Here is an 18,623-nt window from a genome sequence, read left to right on the forward strand (position 1 = left end):
GACTCCTTTTAATCTATTGTCCTGTAAAACTTTATGACAATTTATTGTCAGTTAGGAGGTAGTCAAGATGTTTTATGCGATTTTAACTTATTTATTTATAATAAGTTATCTAATGTGAAGAAAGCTTTTAAGGGAACAACCTATGGAGGTAAAGCAAAGGAAATCAATACTTCTGATATTTATAAGCTGCAAATAACTAATGGACATAACGGATTTACAATGGGATTGGTCGGTGAATTCATTGTGGGGACAATTGTTGGTATTGCGACAATTGAAGAAGAACCTGGATACTACACCACTGAATACGTGATAAATTATCCTGCCTTGATCTTAGGCTGTCTTGCAGGTTATGGCCTCGGATATGCCTTAGGTAGTTCGTCATACAGATGGGCAACCGTATATGACAGCAGTGATTATGGTTTGAATGAAAACATCTTGCCTGTGGAATTTACAAGCTGGCAATCTGGAAAGAAACTTTACGCTGGAATAAGTTATAGATTTAAGTGATCATCAAGGCTAGTAGCAATAGACTGATATTCTTTGTAATCACTTTGCTTATCCAGATAGCATAACTTTCACCAGGGGATCTAAGCATAAGTGTGTTATCAGGCTCAGCGAGTAACCTTGTATTTGAACTTATTGCAGGTTATCCCGATATAGAATTTGCACAGTTAAAGTTCTCCGAAAATGTGGCGATATCAATAGTAAATCTGATATCAAATTCTATTGCACGTTCAAATAGTGACATACATTTACAGAAATAAGCTACTAATGGGTGTTTTTGTGCCTTAATTGTTACTAAACCAACAAGGTACATTTCATTCTATGGTAGTGCTATGTTGATTTCATTGTGTTGAAAGTATTATGTTAAATTAATGGTTCTCCGCAGAAATTAGTGGTTAGACAATAATTTCTGCGGAAAGCCTGTTTATTTGAATCTCGATTGATCAGAACCTGGCAGTGTTCAATTAACTACAGATTTTTGTAATTCCTGCCGTAGATTGATTATTGAATACTTTCAGTGTCCGATTTTACTCATTAATTAAAATTACTTCAGAATATTCATCTTTCTTTTTATATGATACATATTTTTTAAAACTTTTAATCTTTTCTGTTATATCCTTATCCCTATAATCTATGACAGAAAAAATTAATGACTTATTGACCAAATATAGGGTTGTGTCACTTTCAATTTCTATTACAGAATCTTCTACACCTACTATCTTGCCTTCAATATATTCTAAAACATTTTTATTACAGATTACAAAAAACATTACCAAAGGATCTTTGTCTTGATTTTGAGATTCATCATCTTTGAGAAAATTATCAATTTCTTCTTTTTTTTCTAATAAAACTTCATAATGAGTCTTAGCTTCCATTAGTTCTACCTGAATTAACAAACTATCCACAAGGCTTTCAGGCACGTAATCCCTTTCCACCTCATTTTCATTAAAATAATCATTCAAGTCTTCTACAATTGCTTCTGAGATATCTTTGATGTTGATCGCAAACGCTTCTGTCATACTTCTAATATAATTGTTAGCCAATAGTATCTTTAAATTACGATCAAATTGTGGAATTATTTCTGATGCTCTATTTAGTGAGTATTCCTTTTCCAAAAGAGTTTCTCCATCTCTTTGCAGCTTCATTGATACTATCGTTGTCACTGCTGCAGGCTTCACTTTATGTTTATGATAATAACCAAAGCCATATCCAGCGGGTGAAACATACCAATAGAAAAACCCAGCATAATAATAAGGACCGCTGGCTTTATAAGCATTCAGGCTGATATTCAAATTATATTCTGCTTCGGTATCTGGTTCTTCAGATGGATTCATAGATACCAAAAATGTACCGGTTCGCATAGCCTCGGTCATCAGGGAAGTCCTCATAAAATCTGGTATCTCCTCCTCAATATTTCTATTTCCCAAGGTACATTCATATTTGTAATTCCAATAATTAATAAATATAAAAGGGATTACGATCCCCCGCTTTTTTTCAACCAAAGTATTTTCAATTGGATTTTCTATATTATAATTAACGCTGTCTATGAACACAGAAATGTCCTTCTTTTGTTTGTTGACTGGCTTATCATGCAAATATGTCATCCTACATTTAGTGTTCTGCAGGTCTTTAGTAAGTTCTACGGCAGGAGAACATCCAATCAGGAAAATCGCGAATACTAAAAATACACTGTATCTTACTAATGGTTTCATTTTATCCTCCATATCGCAGCAACTTTGCTCTTATTCTAATTACATCTTTTTCAGCTTCGTTATCAGTGGCATCAAGTACTTTCTGGTAAAGCCGAAAACCCTTGTTATATGCAATGTTATCCCTCTCAAGGGTCGCATCGGCTATTAGTAATAGATTTAAGTATTTATATGATGAAGTGCTTTTTGATTTATTTAAATATTCCAGGGCTTGTGAATAATCCTCTATGTAAAAATAATAAAGACCCCAACATAATTCTAATTCATTAGTATCATCTGAATTATCAATCAATATTTTTAGTTCTTCTAATTTATTCTTCCTCAACAACATAAATGTCTCTGCTAATAAACTGCCGTCTTTTCCGCTGCTTGGACTATCCATATTTATTTTCTCTAGCTCTGGTACTAAAATATAACGTTTATATATCGACCATTGATTATCAGTATTTTTATACTTTGTGATTTCCTTTTCAAATTCCGCTGGTGTTAATATAGTGTATTTTTGTTTATTAACAGCACAACTTGCAAGAATCCCCAGGATTATAAAAAGAATGACAAATTTTAACTTATTCATAATATTTTCCCCCTCAGTATTTAGAATTTTATAATACCTCTTGGAGTATTTGCTAGTCAAGTTTTTTTTTGTGTAAATTTATTTCTCTTTGATTTCTTCATTTCAGATTTAGCTGCCGCTATGAAGTGCACCCGCAGGCAAGCGGAATAGAAGCAATAAAATCTGTGCCATCTCGGATCTGTACATAAAATTGGAAGTTGGTTATTACATCCGCTAGTGGAAAATGTCTATCTGGATTTTGGACTAAACTATCTTAGGGGCTTTGGAGAATATGATTCTGATGTATCTGTCGTTCAACCTGATAATGAACAGACAGAATTTAATGTTGTATTAGGTCTGGAATTCTTCTTTTTTAAACCTGATGAAGTAACCAGTAACTCATACCCAGACCTTCCAGAAGGAAGGGCTGTTTTTTTGGTGTGTAGCTTATAACAACCGGGAAACATCGGAAATTTATAACTCGAATTATACATTACAATTAGCAAATTCAATGAACTAAATACTAAGAATATCTTTTATGTTTTGCTTGTAAAAAATAAAAATTAAGGAGGCTAGAAAATTCTGAAAGCTAAATTGCATTTGTATAATTGAAGATGAGAAATTATCGAAAGAGATTCTTGATCTGAAAACTTATCCTGATTTCTTTGGCCCGATAGTGAATATCTACTAAGGTTATAAAATGGCAAAGAGAAACGGACGGCTAAAATTCCGCCGATGAAATAGTTAATTTTCCTGCTTGAAGTATATTTCCTGTGGTTTACAATGCATCAGTTCAAATATTATTGATCTATTTTATTACTTGATATATTGTTCTCCAGGCGTTCCATTTTTGCCTATTTCACAGGTTTTTGCCACATTCCCTTGTAAATACCTTAATTACAGGTATTTATCTACTTTTCCTGTTTGCTTTATCTTCCCTGTACCCCCAGAGTGGGTTCCCTGTGGGTTACAAGTGTACTAATTCACAGTATCGGATAATCTTGATATTTATTCTTATATCTTATAATATTATTACGTTTACTCTACATATTGCGTTTTATTTATTGATCAGGATTATATCAGTAAAGAAGATTATTGACATCAGCAATCACATTATTAATAGTGAACACCGTTTATTGGAGATATTAATATGCAGGTATTAAAAGATGATGTAAGATTAGAAATACTCAGGCAGGCGCGACGTGAATTCCTGGAAAATGGTTTCCGCAAGGCAAGCTTACGGACAATTGCCGGAGAAGCAGGTATGACTGTAGGTAATATTTATCGCTACTTTGAGAGTAAAGATGAATTATTTCGAGAATTATTAGCTCCAATAATCGGTAATATAGAGATGATGAAGCTGGGTTTGCATCACCATCATGAGAAAATACCCAAAGGGAGTAAGGCAGAAAGTGATGAACATGAAGCAATGGTAATTTCAGTATATGGCTTTATCATGAAATATCGTGAGGATCTAAAGCTTTTATTAACTGGTGCAGGCGGGTCGAGTCTGGAAGGTTTTAAGGAAGAACTTATCCGCTGGTATGGTGAGATATACTGGCAGTCATTGCAGGAAGTATGGGTGGTAATGGGCAGTGGTGAACTGAAAGTCAATAAGAGAACTATTTATCTAATATCTCAAAGTGTGGCAGATTCATTGATAGAAGTAGTAGTTAATGACTATAGTTTGGAGAAGGTAAAAATAGTAGCAGAGGAAATGTTTTCTTTTTACGGGGGTGGCACGCAACAGATACTGGCAGCAAAGCTGGCAAAAATGAATGAAGAAAAAGGTCTGGAATAAGTATATTTTTGGGGCTTAATAATAAACAATGTTAATTAATAGGAGTGTTTTTATGAAAAAAACAGTGGTTTTTACAGTATTGATGGTATTGGGGCTGGGACTGAGTGCAGCGACTGTGAGTGGTTATATTGTATCTGCTGCTAATGGAGAGCGGATCACGTATGCAAATGTGCTGCTACCGGAAATCGAGCGCGGTTCGCAGACAAATCTGGACGGTATATTCACAATAACCGATGTGGTTGCCGGTGAATATCTGGTAAAAGTGGTCTGCATGGGCTACAGGGTGAAAGAGAGTCAGATCGTGATAGCAGATGAACTTGATGATCAGTATCTTAATTTTAAGCTGGAACGTGAAGCTATTCAGGTAGCAGGCACTGGCGTAAGTGGTGCTGTTACACGGCAGAGGATAGACTTTGACGCTGAAAGCCAGGAAATAATGTCAGGTAAGCTGGAATTGAAAGGTGATCTGATAGCAGACCTGCCGCAGGCAGCCGATGCGGATGTGATCAAAGCTATTCAGATACTGCCGGGAGTTTCCAGCCTAAATGAACAATCAAACGGTTTATATGTGCGGGGTGGTACACCGGATCAGAACCAGATACTCCTTGATGACACTGACGTCTATAATCCATCTCATTTGGGTGGTATCTACAGCACATTTAATACGGATGCCATCGCGAGTGTGAATCTATATAAAGCCGGATTTCCCAGTAAATATGGAGACCGGTTGTCTTCGGTACTTGATATTCGTAATAAAGATGGTAACCGGCAGGAAATGGAAGGAATATTTCGACTTAGTATGATGAGCGCTGCAGCTACGGTGCAGGGTCCCTGGTCATTACTTGGTGAGAAGGGTTCCATTATGGCATCTTTTCGCAGAACAATGTATGATGTATTTCCCCTGGATGTCCCTGATATGGGATTTTATGATGGACACCTAAAGATAAACTGGGATGCGGGAAAGTATGACAAAGTATTTTTCAGTACTTATTTTGGAGAGGACAACTTCTATTCTAATGAAGGTGAAGCAACTGATATGGTTTGGGGCAATAATACCTATACCGGTCAATGGCGTCATATCTTCAATTCCACGATGTATGGTAATTTTAATCTATCCAACAGCAGGTTTCACTTCGATCTAAAGCAGAGTTTCGACAGTGATGCTTCCGTCACGCAGGAGAACCAGATAAATGATGTCACCATAAAGGGCAATTTTCATTTACAGGCAAATGCATCTCACAAAATGGAATTTGGCTTTGAAGGTAAATATCTGAATATCACGTTTGGTGCAGCAACAGATCTTGATATCAACACCAGTCATTACCCCTGGCTGGAAGTACCTTCTTACCAGGCTAGCGGTTATGTTCAAGACAGTTGGGAATTAAATGACAATTGGACAATACAACCCGGATTACGATTCACCTGGTGCGAGGCGACAAGTGAATATCATCCTGATAAGGATATAGTGGATTTCTATAGGCTGTCACCACGATTCTCGCTTCGGAGAAGACTGCCTGCCAATAGTAGTGCTTTCTTTAGCTATGGCAGATACTATCAGTACTTGACCACTGCCAATCGAACTGACTGGCCAATGACTTTGTGGATGCCAATTGATAAAAGTGTGGAACCAGGGGAAGCAGATCATTATGTGCTGGGTTGGCAAAAGCGGTTCAGCGGAAATCTGTCCTTGCAGGTAGAAGGATATTATAAAGACCTGCGTAATCAAGTAGCTATTAATGAAGATGTATTTTATGAATGGAATGATGGTTATTATTTATCTGATGCATATAATGTGGGAGATGGTTATAGCTGGGGTGGTGAATTGCTAATGGCTTCCCAATGGTACGGAATGGAAGGATTTATCAGTTATTCATACAGTCAGACACGCATCCAGATAGATGGGATGAACATTAATCCAGATACAGGTGAATCAGAATTCTTTTATCCCACACATGATAGAACCCATAACCTGAAATTACTGGAAAATTACTATCTCACTCGAGAAACGGGTCAGTTTATCCTGGGCAGTGAAGTAACTCTCGGTGTGGTTTACACCTTTGGAACGGGTCAACCTCAGCAGACACCAGAGGGTATATATGAAGATGAATTTGGCTATCAATTTGTAGAAGGCTATCTAGATAATGAACGGCTACCCGATTATTCCAGATTAGATTTGAGCCTGAAATTCAAATGGGAATTTGATCAATGGAGTATCGAACCATACTTTATGATGATAAATGCTTTAGATAGAAATAATGTGTGGACCCGAGACTGGTATCCAGAAACTGATAATTCAGAAATAGCACTGAAATATCGTGATACATATATGTTTGGCAGAATGCCCTTTCTGGGCGTTAATATATCCTGGTAGGAGGAATTATGAAGAATTTTATTATCCTGGCTTTGATAAGCATCTTTTTACTGATCGCCTGTAGCGATAATACAGCACCCAGAAGATATAGTGAACTAAGTTACTACCTTTGCGGCATTCTGGAAGCAGGATATTATGTTGATACAGACCATACTATATTATTAGGGAAAACCATGGGAATCAGCAGCTTAATGGATACCACACTATCAGTAACTGATGCAGAAATCGTGCTTATGGAATTAGCAGATAGTCAGATCAGACAAAGTGTGATCCTGGTGTGGGATGCTGCAGCTGGTGGTTATATAGATCTAAATGAGGAATTATTGATAAAAACAGGATTAGAATATAGAATTGAAGCAAGTTTAAGTGAAAATATCCAATTATCAGGGGAGACAATTGTGCCCAACCAGATATCTGTATTTGGTGATAGCATTGTAAGCGACATCCCTGCCTGGAGTGATTATCCTGATGATGGTCAGTGGCCTGAGTTAATCCTTGAAGAAGTAAATTCAAATCATCCCATTCAAATTGGAACTCTGGATAATCAGGAATTTAATCTTCTTACAGAATTTTACTGTCTTGAGGAATACTGGAATGCGGAATACACATATCCACCTGAAGACAATGATTTTCCTGTAGATAATCAGGAATATATGGGAGACGTACATCAGTATCCCAGACGTAATCTGGGCTATTATATGTATCAGCCGGATAATTTCATGGTGAATTTTAACAGCTATCAATCGAGTTTACTATTTTATGGCAAAACAGAAGCAAGCGTCTATTCTATTGACAGTAACTATCTAAAGTATTTGTATAAAAGTGACGGATATACAGCAGGAGGTATCATTGGTGGAATAGGCGTATTTGGCTCAAAATGCGGTAAAAAGCTTTATACGAGGATAATCAAGTAGCAGTATAGAGAATATTTCGATAAAAAATTGCGAATTGGATAAATTTGGCATAAATAATGCTTAATTGATTTTCATAAAGAAAATATAATTAGGAGAATTTATGAGAAAATTTCTGCTATTTCTGATTGTAATAATGACGGCTTTAATTTTTAGCGGTTGCGATAACGGTAACACAGATGGAAATTCTGCACCTGATGTCCCTCAATTTCCCAATCCTGCAGATGGAGCTACCAGCGTAGGTAATGTAACCGAGTTAAGCTGGAGTTGTGATGATCAAGATGGTGATGCTCTCACATATACTGTTTATCTAGGCAGAACAGAAGCTTTGGAAGTTGTTGCCAGTGGTATAAGTGAAACTTATTTTACTTTAGATACTCTGGACTATTCACAGCGTTATTACTGGAAAGTGAGAGCTAATGATGGAAAGGAAACCACTTCTGGAGCACAGTGGCGATTTAATACCGTGGAAGAAAACATGCCACCAACAATACCAGATAACCCGGTTCCAGCTGATAGCATAATTGACTTGGAAATTGATCAACTTTTCCGCTGGTACAGTTATGATATTAATGGAGATAATGTCACATTTGATTTTTGCCTCAGTGAGGATGAAAATCCAGAGGTTTTTGCAGCAAACCTGACCCAGATGCAATATCAGGTTCATAACCTTGATTATCATACCATATATTACTGGAAAGTGATTGCCAAAAGTGCTGGTATGACCACAGAAGGACCAACCTGGAGCTTTGAAACACGATATTATAATTATCCCCCGGAAATCCCTCACACTCCGTATCCTCACTCTGGATCTACTGATGTATCAACAAATTCTCGCTTATCATGGAATTGCTCAGATATAGAAGATGATGATTTAGTATATGATATTTACCTCGGGACAGATACCAATCCTCCGCTAATGGAGTTAGGTTACGGTTCTATGACTTATTATCCCGAATCTCTGGAACCTTTAACAACATATTACTGGCGTATTGATGCCTGGGATGGAAATAATTATTCCCATGGACCGATCTGGGAGATAACTACCGGAGATCCAAATAATCCCCCCAATGCCCCTTATATGCCCTGGCCTGCAGATGGATCAGTTGGTGAAAGTATTTTTGCCATGCTGCGCTGGACCTGCAATGATCCTGACGGCGATGATCTAATGTACAAAGTTTATTTTGGTATTACCCCAAATCTGGACGAATCTAATGTAATTGCCCTTGGGATCACTGATGAGAATTGGGAGCTGGGAACCTTGAATTACAGTACTACATATTACTGGAAAATAACCGCTCATGATGGAGAAATGACTGCTACCAGTGATACCTGGAGTTTTACAACCGAGGCATTTAATCCATAATTTGAATGATAAAATATTAAGAGAGCAATTTTTTTAAAATTATTGCTCTCTTTCTATTTATCTAATAAATACTCCGATTGTTAATTTTCTTGACAGTTATTGGTAAAAAGAAATATCAATAAAGGGCTTAATTTGAGAATAATAGACTATGAAATGGGGGATATATGAAACATGTTTTGTTAATATTTGTCTTTTTATTTACAATTACTTTTGTGGGCTGTGACAATGAAACTACTGAGGTTAATACAGTTCCTAATGCTCCTCAAACGCCCAATCCGGCAAGCGGAGCAGCCAGTATTAGTATTACGCCTGAATTGCACTGGAGTTGCATTGATCCGGATGGTGACGACCTTACTTATACGGTTTATATGGGAAAAAACACTACAAGTCTCCCAGTAATAGCAAGTGAAATTGCAGATACTCATTTCCAGCCAGACACCTTGGAATATTCTCAGGAATACTTTTGGAAAGTACGCGCCAGTGACGGCTCTGAAACAACAATGGGACAAAGATGGGAATTCACTACTATTGCTGAAGACTTGCCACCCACTATTCCTTCCAGTCCTATACCTGCAAATGCTGCTGTAAATATTTCTCTGAATCCGCTATTACGGTGGTACAGTTATGATATTAATGGTAATGCAATCAGCTTCGATCTTTATCTGGATACTAACGATAACCCTCAATTATTTGCTGAAAATATTGATGCTTTGCAGTATCAGGTTAATGGACTTTTGAACCATACAGTTTACTATTGGAAGATAATTGCCATAAGCACTGACTTGACAACTGAAGGTCCAGTGTGGAGTTTCGAAACAGGATACGGGAATTATCCTCCTGATGTACCCAGTGAGCCTTCACCCGAAGATGGTGATACTGATGTATCAACCCATGCAGAATTAACTTGGGAATGTGATGATTTTGAAGGTGATGCGATCAGCTATGATATATATCTGGGTACAGAAAGTGATCCTCCACTTGTTGAACAGGGGTTAACAGATTTATCATATATTCCAGAGGAATTTGATCCTTCCACTACTTATTACTGGCGAGTTGATGCTTATGATGCATATAGTAATACACTTAGTCCCATCTGGCATTTTACAACTGGAGCCCCAAATAATCCACCTGATCCACCTAATATGCCCTGGCCTGCAGATGGAGCTACAGATGAAAGTGTGTATGCCATGCTGCGCTGGAGCTGCAGTGATCCTGATGGAGATGATCTGATGTACAAAGTGTACCTGGGAACAGTTCCTAACCTATCAGAGGAAGATGTTGTTGCTCTGGGTATTACAGATGAAAACCTGGAATTGGGAATTTTGGAATTCAACACAACATATTACTGGAAGATCACAGCTCATGATGGAGAACTGACCTCAACAAGTCCCGTCTGGAGCTTCACAACTGAAATTTCAAACAGATAGATAGCAGAAAATTTAATGCAACGGGTAATTTTGTTGAATTACCCGTTTGCATTTTTATCGAGACTAATTTTCCTTATGGCATCCCAACTATTATACTTGACTAATCAGTGATTAATAAAGGGGTGGACTATAAGTGTTTGAATAAAGTAATATTATGGAGGTTTATATGGATAAAATTATTCAGATTTCTGAGATTTTGCGACCAGATTTTATTATTGACCTGCAATCAGCAAGCAAAGCATCTGCATTGGAAGAATTGCTTGAGGTTATCATTCATAGCGATAAGATCACCGATGCGAAAAAGTTCAGTAAAGCAATAAAAGCTCGAGAAAAACTTATGAGTACTGGCATTGGGTATGGAATTGCGGTTCCTCATGCAAGAGATCGTAGTATATTGGATTTCGTGATGGCTGTGGGTCGAAGCAAAGTTGGTGTAAAGTATGAATCTATTGATGATCAGCCCGTTCAACTTATCTTTATGATCGGAGCTTCAGATAGTCAGGATAGAGATTATATCAAATTGCTTTCACGATTGGTTTTACGCGTGAAAAATGATGATCTTAAAAATAAGATAATGTCAGCAGAAAGTCCTGGTGAAATATACGAAATCATCAAAGGCACAAGGTAGGAGCAAAAACATGTATATGATATTGCATTTATTAGAAGAAAAATATCTGGATGTTGTAATGATGGCATTAGTTGAAGCTGGCATTGAAAATACTTTAGTTCTCTCTGGAGAAAATCTTAGTGATAAGCTAACTATGGATATGCCAATCTTTGCCGGATTTCAGAAATCTCTGAGAGGACATGGTTTCAGTAAATTGATCATGGGGTTAGCCAGCAAGGCTCAGATAGATTTTGCCCTGGAAGAATTACATACTGCCGGTGTTGATCTAATAGGTAGAAGTCTGGCTGAAATAGCTCTCGTACCTGTAGATCATTTATACAGGGGAGATGATTAGTGGACACAACCTTTTTAATGCTTTTTAGTGGTTTATCTATCATTGCTGCCTATCTACTATCTCAGGGGATAAATCTGACTAAATCTCCATTGATAGTGGGTTATATCCTTGCTGGAGCTATATTAGGACCTGCTATCCTTAACTTGATCAATCTGGATCAAATCCAGCACCTTAATATTATCAATGTACTCACACTATCATTTATTGGATTTGGAGTTGGAGGAGAACTACGTTTTTCGGAACTAAAAAAGCTTGGTAAAAGCATTGTGGTCATCGTGTTGTTTGAAGCCTCAGCAGCTTTTCTGGCAGTAGCAGCAGTAACAGCACTAGTGTTACATAGTTTACCTATGGGATTGATCTATGGAGCCCTGGCGGCTGCTACAGCACCGGCAGGTACTACAGATGTTATTAGACAATATCGGGCAAAAGGTAATTTAACAACCACTCTCTTCGCAGTAATGGGACTTGATGACATCTATGCTCTTGTGATCTATTCTATTTCAATACCTTTGGCATTGATCTTTCTGGGTGGTTCATCAGCAGATGTTTCTGTATCCAAGGCACTTGGTGAAGCCGGTCTTGAAGTTGCCATTGCTATTGGTGCTGGCATTGCGATTGGCTTTATTTTCTCTTTTGGTGCAAGATTGATTCATGATCGAGTATCCATCCTGCTTTTTTCTCTTGGTATGATATTGCTCAATTGTGGAATAGCAGAAAGTTACAATATTTCACCAATTCTGTTAAATATGGCTGCTGGTATTGTCCTGGTTAACCGAAATGCAGTAAATGCTCGCAAAGTTTTCTCTGCCTTAGGAAACTGGACACCGCCTATATATCTGCTCTTTTTTCTCTTAATTGGTACTCGTCTGAATTTTAATCTTATCTATGACTATAGCTTGCTTATAATAATCTACATTATCAGCAGATCCCTTGGTAAATGGGGTGGTGCATATACCGGATCTTTAATCTCCAAAGCGCCTATAATGACCAGAAAATATTTAGGATTCACTCTACTGTCTCAGGCTGGTGTGGCTATCGGACTAGCTCTTTCTGCTGCTAAGTCGCTGGAGAAATTAAATTACCATCATGAAGCAGACCAGGTGATCGGAGTAATGACAGCAACTACTTTTATCATCATGCTATTTGGACCTATAATCACTAAAATAGCACTGGTGAAAGCAGGAGAGATCAAAGAATAATATTACTGATAGAAATATAAAAAGCCTTTTCCAGTAAACCGGAAAAGGCTTTTATTATTGGCTGGGCTGGGAGGAGTTGAACCCCCACATACGGAACCAGAATCCGCCGTACTACCATTATACTACAGCCCATTCACATAAAAAATGGCTGGGGCGAGAGGATTCGAACCCCTGAATGCATGGACCAAAACCATGTGGCTTGCCACTTGCCGACGCCCCAAAAAATCTATAAAAAAAATGCTGGCGGAGAGGGAGGGATTCGAACCCTCGGTGAAGTTTAACCCCCACACACGCTTAGCAGGCGCGCACCTTCAGCCAGCTCGGTCACCTCTCCACATGCAATCTAAAGATCATTGGCGGAGGATGAGGGACTCGAACCCCCATGGGCAAAGCCCGGCGGTTTTCAAGACCGCTGTCTTACCAGTTAGAGCTAATCCTCCAAAGTTTTGCCATTAATTTGAGGCAGATTTTCATGTCAAGTATTTTGTGCTGGATTTGATTTATAAACCGTTCTTTATTTTCAAGCAATTTCCCTGAGAAAAATTGCTTATTTAGAAACCATTATACATTTCAGATACTTATGATGAAAGAGACCAGGAAATTGCCTTAAAACTATTGATAACCGAACTCTTTGAGAGCGTTTTTCTTTTTACGCCAGTTAGGTTTTATTTTTATCCAGAGCGTAAGTTTTGCTCTTTTCCCTGTTATTTTGTAAATCTCTCTCTCTGCATTCATTCTCAAAGATTTGATTTTCTCACCACCTTTGCCAATCAGGATAATCTTCTGAGATTTCCTTTCCAACCAGATATTTGCATCGATTTCCACTTTATTAGGAAAGTCCTGATAATTTTCTACCATAACTGTAGAGCTGTAAGGGATCTCATCACGAAAATTAAGGAAAATCTGTTCTCGGATGATCTCCTGGGCAAAGAAACGCAATGGAAGATCACTCAGTTCTTCCGGACCATAATAAGGTGGATTATATGGCAAATAAGTTGTGATAGTATCTAAAAAAGGTGCAATATCCTTTTCCACCAACAGCGAGATAGGGATCACTTTGTCAAAATCTTCTTTACGTAACTCCACCAGCAGTGGTTCAATTGTTTCTGGTTCCACCAGATCAATTTTATTGAGTAAAGCCAGTTTGGGGATTTTAATATTACCTATTAATTTGAGCATCTGCTGATCATAATCAGTTGGAAAATGATTGGCATCAGTTATAAATAGAATAAGGTCGGCATCTTTCAGAGCGATTTTTATATAATCCATCATTCTGTTATGAAGTTCATAACGTGGTTCAAGAAAACCAGGTGTATCCAGAAAAATGATCTGAAGGTCTTCCCCATTCAAGATACCTTTGATCTGATGTCTGGTAGTTTGAGGTTTAGGACTCACAATAGAAAGTTTTTCACCCAGAAGACGGTTCATAAGGGTAGATTTACCCACATTAGGCTTGCCAATAATTGTGACAAAGCCACTTTTAAATTTATTATCCATTATATCCTGCATATTTTGTATATCAATAAAAACAGCGTAGTTTCATTCATATTGATAGATTTAAGGTCAGTATCCGCCTGCAGCAGGTAAGAGAATATCTCTTTGATCTGTCCAGACGAATAATTATCAGCAGCTTTCATGTATTCCTCTCTAAAGGAATGAAATACTTCTGTAAGATGATTATCGACTATTTCCCGATTAGAATAGTTGTTTTGTCGATATATATGCACTTTCCAGAGGGTCATATAGTATCTGGCAAGCATTGATGTAAGCATCACTCCAATATTATTAGCTTCCTCTGAAGCTATCATATTTTGCAGCACTTTCTGGCTTTGTTTGATATCCTTGGCTCCCAGTGCACGCTGCAGATCATATATATTATTCTCTCTGTACGCACCCAGAGTGGTTTCAACGTCTTCCAGGGTATATACATTTTTGCCATGTGTGAAAAGGTATAGTTTTTCGAGCTCCTGCTCTGCTGCTTGATAGCTGAGCTCAATATTATTTACTAAAAAATTCCTTGATTTAGAATCCATTTTGATCGTTCTGATTCTAAGTTCATTATCAAGCCAGCGCAACAGGTTCGTGCTGTTATATGGTTTCTTACACTCCACAAGTGTACCCTGCTGATTAATGAGCTTCATAAATGTGGTTCTATTATCAGCTTTTTCTGCCACCATCACCAGGACAGAGGACTTGACTGGATCCTTGCAATATCGTTCCAGAAGATCTCGTTCTTTCTTCTTAAGTGAATCAAAGTTCTTTATCAGCAGAAATTTTAATACTGCCATAAAGGGAAGGGTTTCCAAATGCTCAATAATCTCATTACCCGAGCAACTATCACCATAGAGCGTGATTGCATCAAAATCCCGGGTATCTGGTTGAGTATAATTTTTCTGCAATAAACTCACTACCTGGTCTTTCAGATAGTTATCATTGCCATAAATATAGAATATCCTGATCCCTGCATAACTTTTAAAGCTATTAATAAATTGGTTATAATATACTTTTCCAACCGGTTTTGGACTCATATCAGATGGTGATCAATATTGCACTTACAATGGCAACAAACCAGCACCAGTAAGCAAATATTTTCATATTTCTACGTTTAAGCATTTTAATCAAAAATGAAATTACTAAAAATCCTGATAAAAAAGCCGCGAAGCTTCCAGCAAGATAATAGATCAGGTCTTCTTTTGGTAAACTGGCAAGGCTGGGTAATTCTTTGACAACTGCACCCAGTATGGCAGGAATTGAAAGCAGGAAAGAAAATTTTGCCACTTCTTCACGCTTGAGTCCAACCAGTAATCCGAAAGTAATTGTAGCACCGCTGCGGGAAATCCCAGGATTTAAAGCAAATGCCTGCCCTAAACCAATGATCATTGATTTAGCTATGCCTAATTCATGAGCAGAAGAGCGATTTATATTGATTTTATCAGACATCAGATTCATAAATCCTGTTACACCCAGAAAAATGCAGACAATATAAATATTCGTTTTGCTGGTTGAATCAAAAATCCCTTCCACATAATTCTGAAAGGCAAAATAAAGTACCCCTGTGACTATAGTAGCAACCAGTAACAGAAGACCTGTTTTACGTCTCTGGGTATATTTTTCCTCCTTACTGACAACAAAAAAAGAACCCGTGATATTGATAATATCCTTGTAAAAATAGATCACTACAGCAAACAACGTACCCAGATGCAGCATCACCTCAAAACTTATCCCCGGCATTTGGAAATTCAGAAAACGCTGTCCAAGCATTAAATGACCCGAACTGCTGATTGGCAGAAATTCTGTAATACCTTGAATAATCCCTAATATGACAGCTTTGATAATATCAATCATCTGTACCTCTCATTTACTAATTTTTTAATGTAGATATTGCCGAGAATCTGAATCCTGAGTCTTTTGCCCGGGCAATAAATTTCTTGATAAACTCAAGTTTTGATTTGAAATGACAATGTCCTATCACAATTATCTGATTTGAACGGGTTGAAATATCAACCAATTTCGCGAGCTTTTTATCCAATACTGCATCAGTCAGCTCTTTTTGATCATCCAGGAACAGGTCTCGCTCCCAGATCTTCATCTTTTCGGTTGCTGCCACTTGTGCTGCCACAGTATTTGCAGAAGTATAGCTATCTATGAACATTAAATTATTTTCTTTAAGCACCTGTAAAACCGGCTCCATAATATCTACCCGGGAAGTCGCTAATGAACCCATGTGGTTATTTGCGCCAACCGCCAGAGGAAGTCTTTTTATATATTCCCTCACGAGTGATTTGATCTTATTTTCATTATACTGAACCAGTATAGCTCCCTTCCCTGGATTATTATTTTTTATATCTATTGGTTCCATGGGCATGTGGATAAGAATATCGTGACCGCTATCATGTGCCTTATACATCACTTCTTCATAATAAACTTCATTAGGAAGGATGGCAAAACTCACTTCTTTATCAAGTTCACAGAATTCATCTAACAAAGAATTAATATAACTGCCAAAATCATCAATAATTAGAAAAACTTCTGGCAGTGATGCTGCATATTTTCCGTAAAAGATTTTAATCAGAAAGGGAAGCTTATTATCGGGATGACTAAACTGAAGTAACTGATATCTACCATTATCAGATTCCTTTGCATATAATTGCTTTCCCCCAGCTGTTTCAATTTTTCCTGTGATAATGCTATTAACCAGAACTAAATCCCACTCAGATGGATTGATCCCCATTTCTATATAGATATGATCCTGTTTATTGGCCAGTTTAAAATTCTTCTCATCTACTCCCATATCCTCAGCAGCTTCTGCTATCACGTCATTCAGGTCTATCTTCTCACTGCCGGAAACAGCAACTATCGCCTTATGTATCAACTTGGTAGATCGGAAATGATAAATGATCAATACAAGAAACAGAATCAAAAAAACAATTGTGGCTATCCGTAAAAATCCTACTAAAGGGCTTTTCCTCTTGATCTTTTTCCCAAGTTTATATTTCTTTATTTTCTCTTTATCATTTCTTCGCTTTTTACTTTTTGCCATCACACCTGATACCTTATTATTTTTGGGTATATTTAATATACTCTAACTCATGTCAATCTTTTTTCAGCAGGCAGACATAAAAAAAGTGGCACGCTCCGCATGCCACTTGTTGGTAGGAGATAACCAATTAATCCTTTAATGCGATGTTAACAAACTCTCTTGTTACAAATCGGGGTTTACCCCGTCGCTATGTCTCAGCTCACATGAGCTGCATTTGATTCACTATTATCACTTACCTAAACATATATTAATGAGAAAAATCCTGCCGTCAACTCTTTTTTTTTATTTTTTTTGTTGCCAAATTTGTTCTCACTCAAAAAAGACTTATCTTATATTTATCGAAGCAGGGAGTGTTTTTATGAAATCTGAATTATTGCAGAAATGCCAAAGCAGATTAAATCTTAAAGGTGAGGTATATCTGGCTGTTTATCCAGATTTGAAGGTAATACATATTGATATAACCAAAAACAAAAATACCAGTAAAAGTTTCTTCTGTGATTATTGTGGACATATTGTATGCCCTCATCAAATCAATTCAATTTTGAAAAAAAGCAATTCTGATAATAAACTCAGTTATTATTTATCCAATAAAATATCTCTGATCTTCATTCAATGCCCTCTGGCAACTAAAAATGAAAAACCTGATGGTATCTATCTCAATCTTAGTGATAAAAGAAATAAGTGTATTATGAAACTGCTTTATTCTGGTGATAATTTCAGTCTTGGTGTAATAGAACAGAAACCTGACCATAATGTGTCTGAATGTTTGAAATTAATACCTGAGGATATGCAGAACTGGAGTAAAATGGTAATTGAGGAAGAGTCATTTAGAGTTTTTTCTGAATAAAAAAAAGGATCAGATGATCCTTTTTTATATTCTGGGTAATTTATATTGCCTTTTTTATTCTGGGTCTCTCCAGGCAAAATAGAACTTTTTAAGCTCTTCTCTCTTTCTACGGTCAAGATCATGCCATCTTATTCCCTGGATTGCTCCCTCTAGTGAATATATCACACTGATACACACTTCACTATCAATTTCCACCATTTTCATAAAAGCTGTTTTACTCCCTAAAGCAATTAACTTTTCCACAGAGTCGACACCTGCTTCTACTAATCTCCCTTCCAATATCTTCCCAATATTTGGCAGGCTGATTAACTTCATTTTAGCCTCCTTATTAACTTCTTAATGAAAATATAAATAGTTTTCTTTGATAAGCGAAAAATATTTTTTATTTCTGATAATATTTTTTCTCTTTCCGTAATTTCTCAACCAGTTTCAC

At 37.2% G+C, this 18,623-nt stretch carries 18 protein-coding genes and 4 tRNA genes; 11 read left to right on the forward strand and 11 right to left on the reverse strand.

The genetic code is table 11. The features are described from left to right. Positions 1-114: 114 nt before the first annotated feature. Positions 115-507, forward strand: a complete 393-nt coding sequence (locus RAO94_03195) for a hypothetical protein (GenBank protein MDP8321341.1) — start codon at positions 115-117, stop codon at positions 505-507. Positions 508-1,031: 524 nt separating this feature from the next. On the opposite strand, the gene RAO94_03200 is transcribed toward RAO94_03195, so the two are convergent. Together RAO94_03200 and RAO94_03205 are read right to left on the reverse strand one after the other, a co-directional pair. After that, positions 1,032-2,228, reverse strand: a complete 1,197-nt coding sequence (locus tag RAO94_03200) for a hypothetical protein (protein ID MDP8321342.1) — start codon at positions 2,226-2,228, stop codon at positions 1,032-1,034. Beyond that, entirely contained in the window at positions 2,218-2,787 is a 570-nt protein-coding gene (locus tag RAO94_03205; GenBank protein ID MDP8321343.1) for a hypothetical protein, read from the reverse strand. The genes RAO94_03200 and RAO94_03205 overlap by 11 nt, the downstream gene beginning before the upstream one ends. A 216-nt stretch (positions 2,788-3,003) precedes the next feature. Here RAO94_03205 and RAO94_03210 point away from each other — a divergent pair, with 216 nt between their 5' ends. From RAO94_03210 to RAO94_03250, 9 genes are all read left to right on the forward strand, one after another. Next, positions 3,004-3,219 carry a hypothetical protein gene (locus RAO94_03210; GenBank protein ID MDP8321344.1) on the forward strand — a complete coding sequence of 72 codons (216 nt, stop codon included), beginning with the start codon at positions 3,004-3,006 and terminating at the stop codon, positions 3,217-3,219. Between the two features lie 697 nt (positions 3,220-3,916). Beyond that, complete coding sequence (locus RAO94_03215; GenBank protein ID MDP8321345.1) at positions 3,917-4,567, forward strand: helix-turn-helix domain-containing protein; 651 nt, start codon at positions 3,917-3,919, stop codon at positions 4,565-4,567. 52 nt (positions 4,568-4,619) lie between these two features. Continuing rightward, complete coding sequence (locus tag RAO94_03220) at positions 4,620-6,938, forward strand: TonB-dependent receptor (GenBank protein MDP8321346.1); 2,319 nt, start codon at positions 4,620-4,622, stop codon at positions 6,936-6,938. A gap of 8 nt (positions 6,939-6,946) precedes the next feature. Further along, positions 6,947-7,852 (forward strand): hypothetical protein, encoded by a 906-nt coding sequence (locus RAO94_03225; GenBank protein ID MDP8321347.1) that lies wholly within the window; start codon positions 6,947-6,949, stop codon positions 7,850-7,852. 100 nt (positions 7,853-7,952) lie between these two features. Beyond that, positions 7,953-9,215, forward strand: a complete 1,263-nt coding sequence (locus RAO94_03230; protein ID MDP8321348.1) for a hypothetical protein — start codon at positions 7,953-7,955, stop codon at positions 9,213-9,215. Between the two features lie 164 nt (positions 9,216-9,379). After that, on the forward strand, positions 9,380-10,642 hold the full coding sequence (locus RAO94_03235; GenBank protein MDP8321349.1) for a hypothetical protein: 1,263 nt from the start codon (positions 9,380-9,382) through the stop codon (positions 10,640-10,642). A 166-nt stretch (positions 10,643-10,808) separates the two neighbouring features. Then, positions 10,809-11,270 carry a PTS sugar transporter subunit IIA gene (locus RAO94_03240; protein ID MDP8321350.1) on the forward strand — a complete coding sequence of 154 codons (462 nt, stop codon included), beginning with the start codon at positions 10,809-10,811 and terminating at the stop codon, positions 11,268-11,270. A gap of 10 nt (positions 11,271-11,280) precedes the next feature. Then, positions 11,281-11,604: a hypothetical protein gene (locus tag RAO94_03245; protein MDP8321351.1), complete on the forward strand. Its 324-nt coding sequence runs from the start codon at positions 11,281-11,283 to the stop codon at positions 11,602-11,604. Continuing rightward, positions 11,604-12,803, forward strand: coding sequence for a cation:proton antiporter (locus RAO94_03250; GenBank protein MDP8321352.1), 1,200 nt, complete (start codon positions 11,604-11,606; stop codon positions 12,801-12,803). Before RAO94_03245 ends, RAO94_03250 begins: the two co-directional genes overlap by 1 nt. 58 nt (positions 12,804-12,861) lie before the next feature. Here the strand turns inward: RAO94_03250 and RAO94_03255 are convergent. The 8 genes from RAO94_03255 to RAO94_03290 form a co-directional block, all read right to left on the reverse strand. Further along, positions 12,862-12,935, reverse strand: a tRNA-Gln gene (locus RAO94_03255). Positions 12,936-12,948: 13 nt separating this feature from the next. Further along, a tRNA-Gln gene (locus tag RAO94_03260) sits at positions 12,949-13,023 on the reverse strand. Positions 13,024-13,044: 21 nt separating this feature from the next. Then, positions 13,045-13,137 (reverse strand) — tRNA-Ser (locus tag RAO94_03265). A gap of 20 nt (positions 13,138-13,157) precedes the next feature. Next, positions 13,158-13,243 (reverse strand) — tRNA-Ser (locus RAO94_03270). 172 nt (positions 13,244-13,415) lie between these two features. Continuing rightward, complete coding sequence (gene era, locus RAO94_03275; GenBank protein ID MDP8321353.1) at positions 13,416-14,300, reverse strand: GTPase Era; 885 nt, start codon at positions 14,298-14,300, stop codon at positions 13,416-13,418. After that, positions 14,300-15,331 carry a DNA polymerase III subunit delta gene (holA, locus tag RAO94_03280; GenBank protein ID MDP8321354.1) on the reverse strand — a complete coding sequence of 344 codons (1,032 nt, stop codon included), beginning with the start codon at positions 15,329-15,331 and terminating at the stop codon, positions 14,300-14,302. Before holA ends, era begins: the two co-directional genes overlap by 1 nt. 1 nt (position 15,332) lies before the next feature. Further along, entirely contained in the window at positions 15,333-16,148 is an 816-nt protein-coding gene (locus RAO94_03285; protein ID MDP8321355.1) for an undecaprenyl-diphosphate phosphatase, read from the reverse strand. A gap of 16 nt (positions 16,149-16,164) precedes the next feature. Then, positions 16,165-17,343 (reverse strand): divergent polysaccharide deacetylase family protein, encoded by a 1,179-nt coding sequence (locus tag RAO94_03290; protein ID MDP8321356.1) that lies wholly within the window; start codon positions 17,341-17,343, stop codon positions 16,165-16,167. Positions 17,344-17,701: 358 nt separating this feature from the next. Between RAO94_03290 and RAO94_03295 the strand changes: the two genes are divergently transcribed. Beyond that, entirely contained in the window at positions 17,702-18,190 is a 489-nt protein-coding gene (locus RAO94_03295; GenBank protein ID MDP8321357.1) for a hypothetical protein, read from the forward strand. Between the two features lie 54 nt (positions 18,191-18,244). Here RAO94_03295 and RAO94_03300 read toward each other — a convergent pair whose 3' ends face one another. Beyond that, on the reverse strand, positions 18,245-18,505 hold the full coding sequence (locus RAO94_03300) for a TfoX/Sxy family protein (protein MDP8321358.1): 261 nt from the start codon (positions 18,503-18,505) through the stop codon (positions 18,245-18,247). Between the last annotated feature and the right edge of the window lie 118 nt (positions 18,506-18,623).

This window comes from Candidatus Stygibacter australis (assembly GCA_030765845.1).
GTDB lineage: Bacteria > Cloacimonadota > Cloacimonadia > Cloacimonadales > TCS61 > Stygibacter > Stygibacter australis.

Bases quoted from the DNA above. Each gene is read 5' to 3' on its own strand.
- RAO94_03230 (MDP8321348.1), top strand. From the start codon at position 7,953: ATGAGAAAATTTCTGCTATTTCTGATTGTAATAATGACGGCTTTAATT.
- RAO94_03285 (MDP8321355.1), bottom strand. From the start codon at position 16,148: ATGATTGATATTATCAAAGCTGTCATATTAGGGATTATTCAAGGTATT.
- RAO94_03215 (MDP8321345.1), top strand. From the start codon at position 3,917: ATGCAGGTATTAAAAGATGATGTAAGATTAGAAATACTCAGGCAGGCG.
- RAO94_03300 (MDP8321358.1), bottom strand. From the start codon at position 18,505: ATGAAGTTAATCAGCCTGCCAAATATTGGGAAGATATTGGAAGGGAGA.
- RAO94_03235 (MDP8321349.1), top strand. From the start codon at position 9,380: ATGAAACATGTTTTGTTAATATTTGTCTTTTTATTTACAATTACTTTT.
- RAO94_03200 (MDP8321342.1), bottom strand. From the start codon at position 2,228: ATGGAGGATAAAATGAAACCATTAGTAAGATACAGTGTATTTTTAGTA.
- RAO94_03205 (MDP8321343.1), bottom strand. From the start codon at position 2,787: ATGAATAAGTTAAAATTTGTCATTCTTTTTATAATCCTGGGGATTCTT.
- RAO94_03240 (MDP8321350.1), top strand. From the start codon at position 10,809: ATGGATAAAATTATTCAGATTTCTGAGATTTTGCGACCAGATTTTATT.
- RAO94_03245 (MDP8321351.1), top strand. From the start codon at position 11,281: ATGTATATGATATTGCATTTATTAGAAGAAAAATATCTGGATGTTGTA.
- RAO94_03290 (MDP8321356.1), bottom strand. From the start codon at position 17,343: ATGGCAAAAAGTAAAAAGCGAAGAAATGATAAAGAGAAAATAAAGAAA.
- holA (MDP8321354.1), bottom strand. From the start codon at position 15,331: ATGAGTCCAAAACCGGTTGGAAAAGTATATTATAACCAATTTATTAAT.
- RAO94_03220 (MDP8321346.1), top strand. From the start codon at position 4,620: ATGAAAAAAACAGTGGTTTTTACAGTATTGATGGTATTGGGGCTGGGA.
- era (MDP8321353.1), bottom strand. From the start codon at position 14,300: ATGGATAATAAATTTAAAAGTGGCTTTGTCACAATTATTGGCAAGCCT.
- RAO94_03225 (MDP8321347.1), top strand. From the start codon at position 6,947: ATGAAGAATTTTATTATCCTGGCTTTGATAAGCATCTTTTTACTGATC.
- RAO94_03295 (MDP8321357.1), top strand. From the start codon at position 17,702: ATGAAATCTGAATTATTGCAGAAATGCCAAAGCAGATTAAATCTTAAA.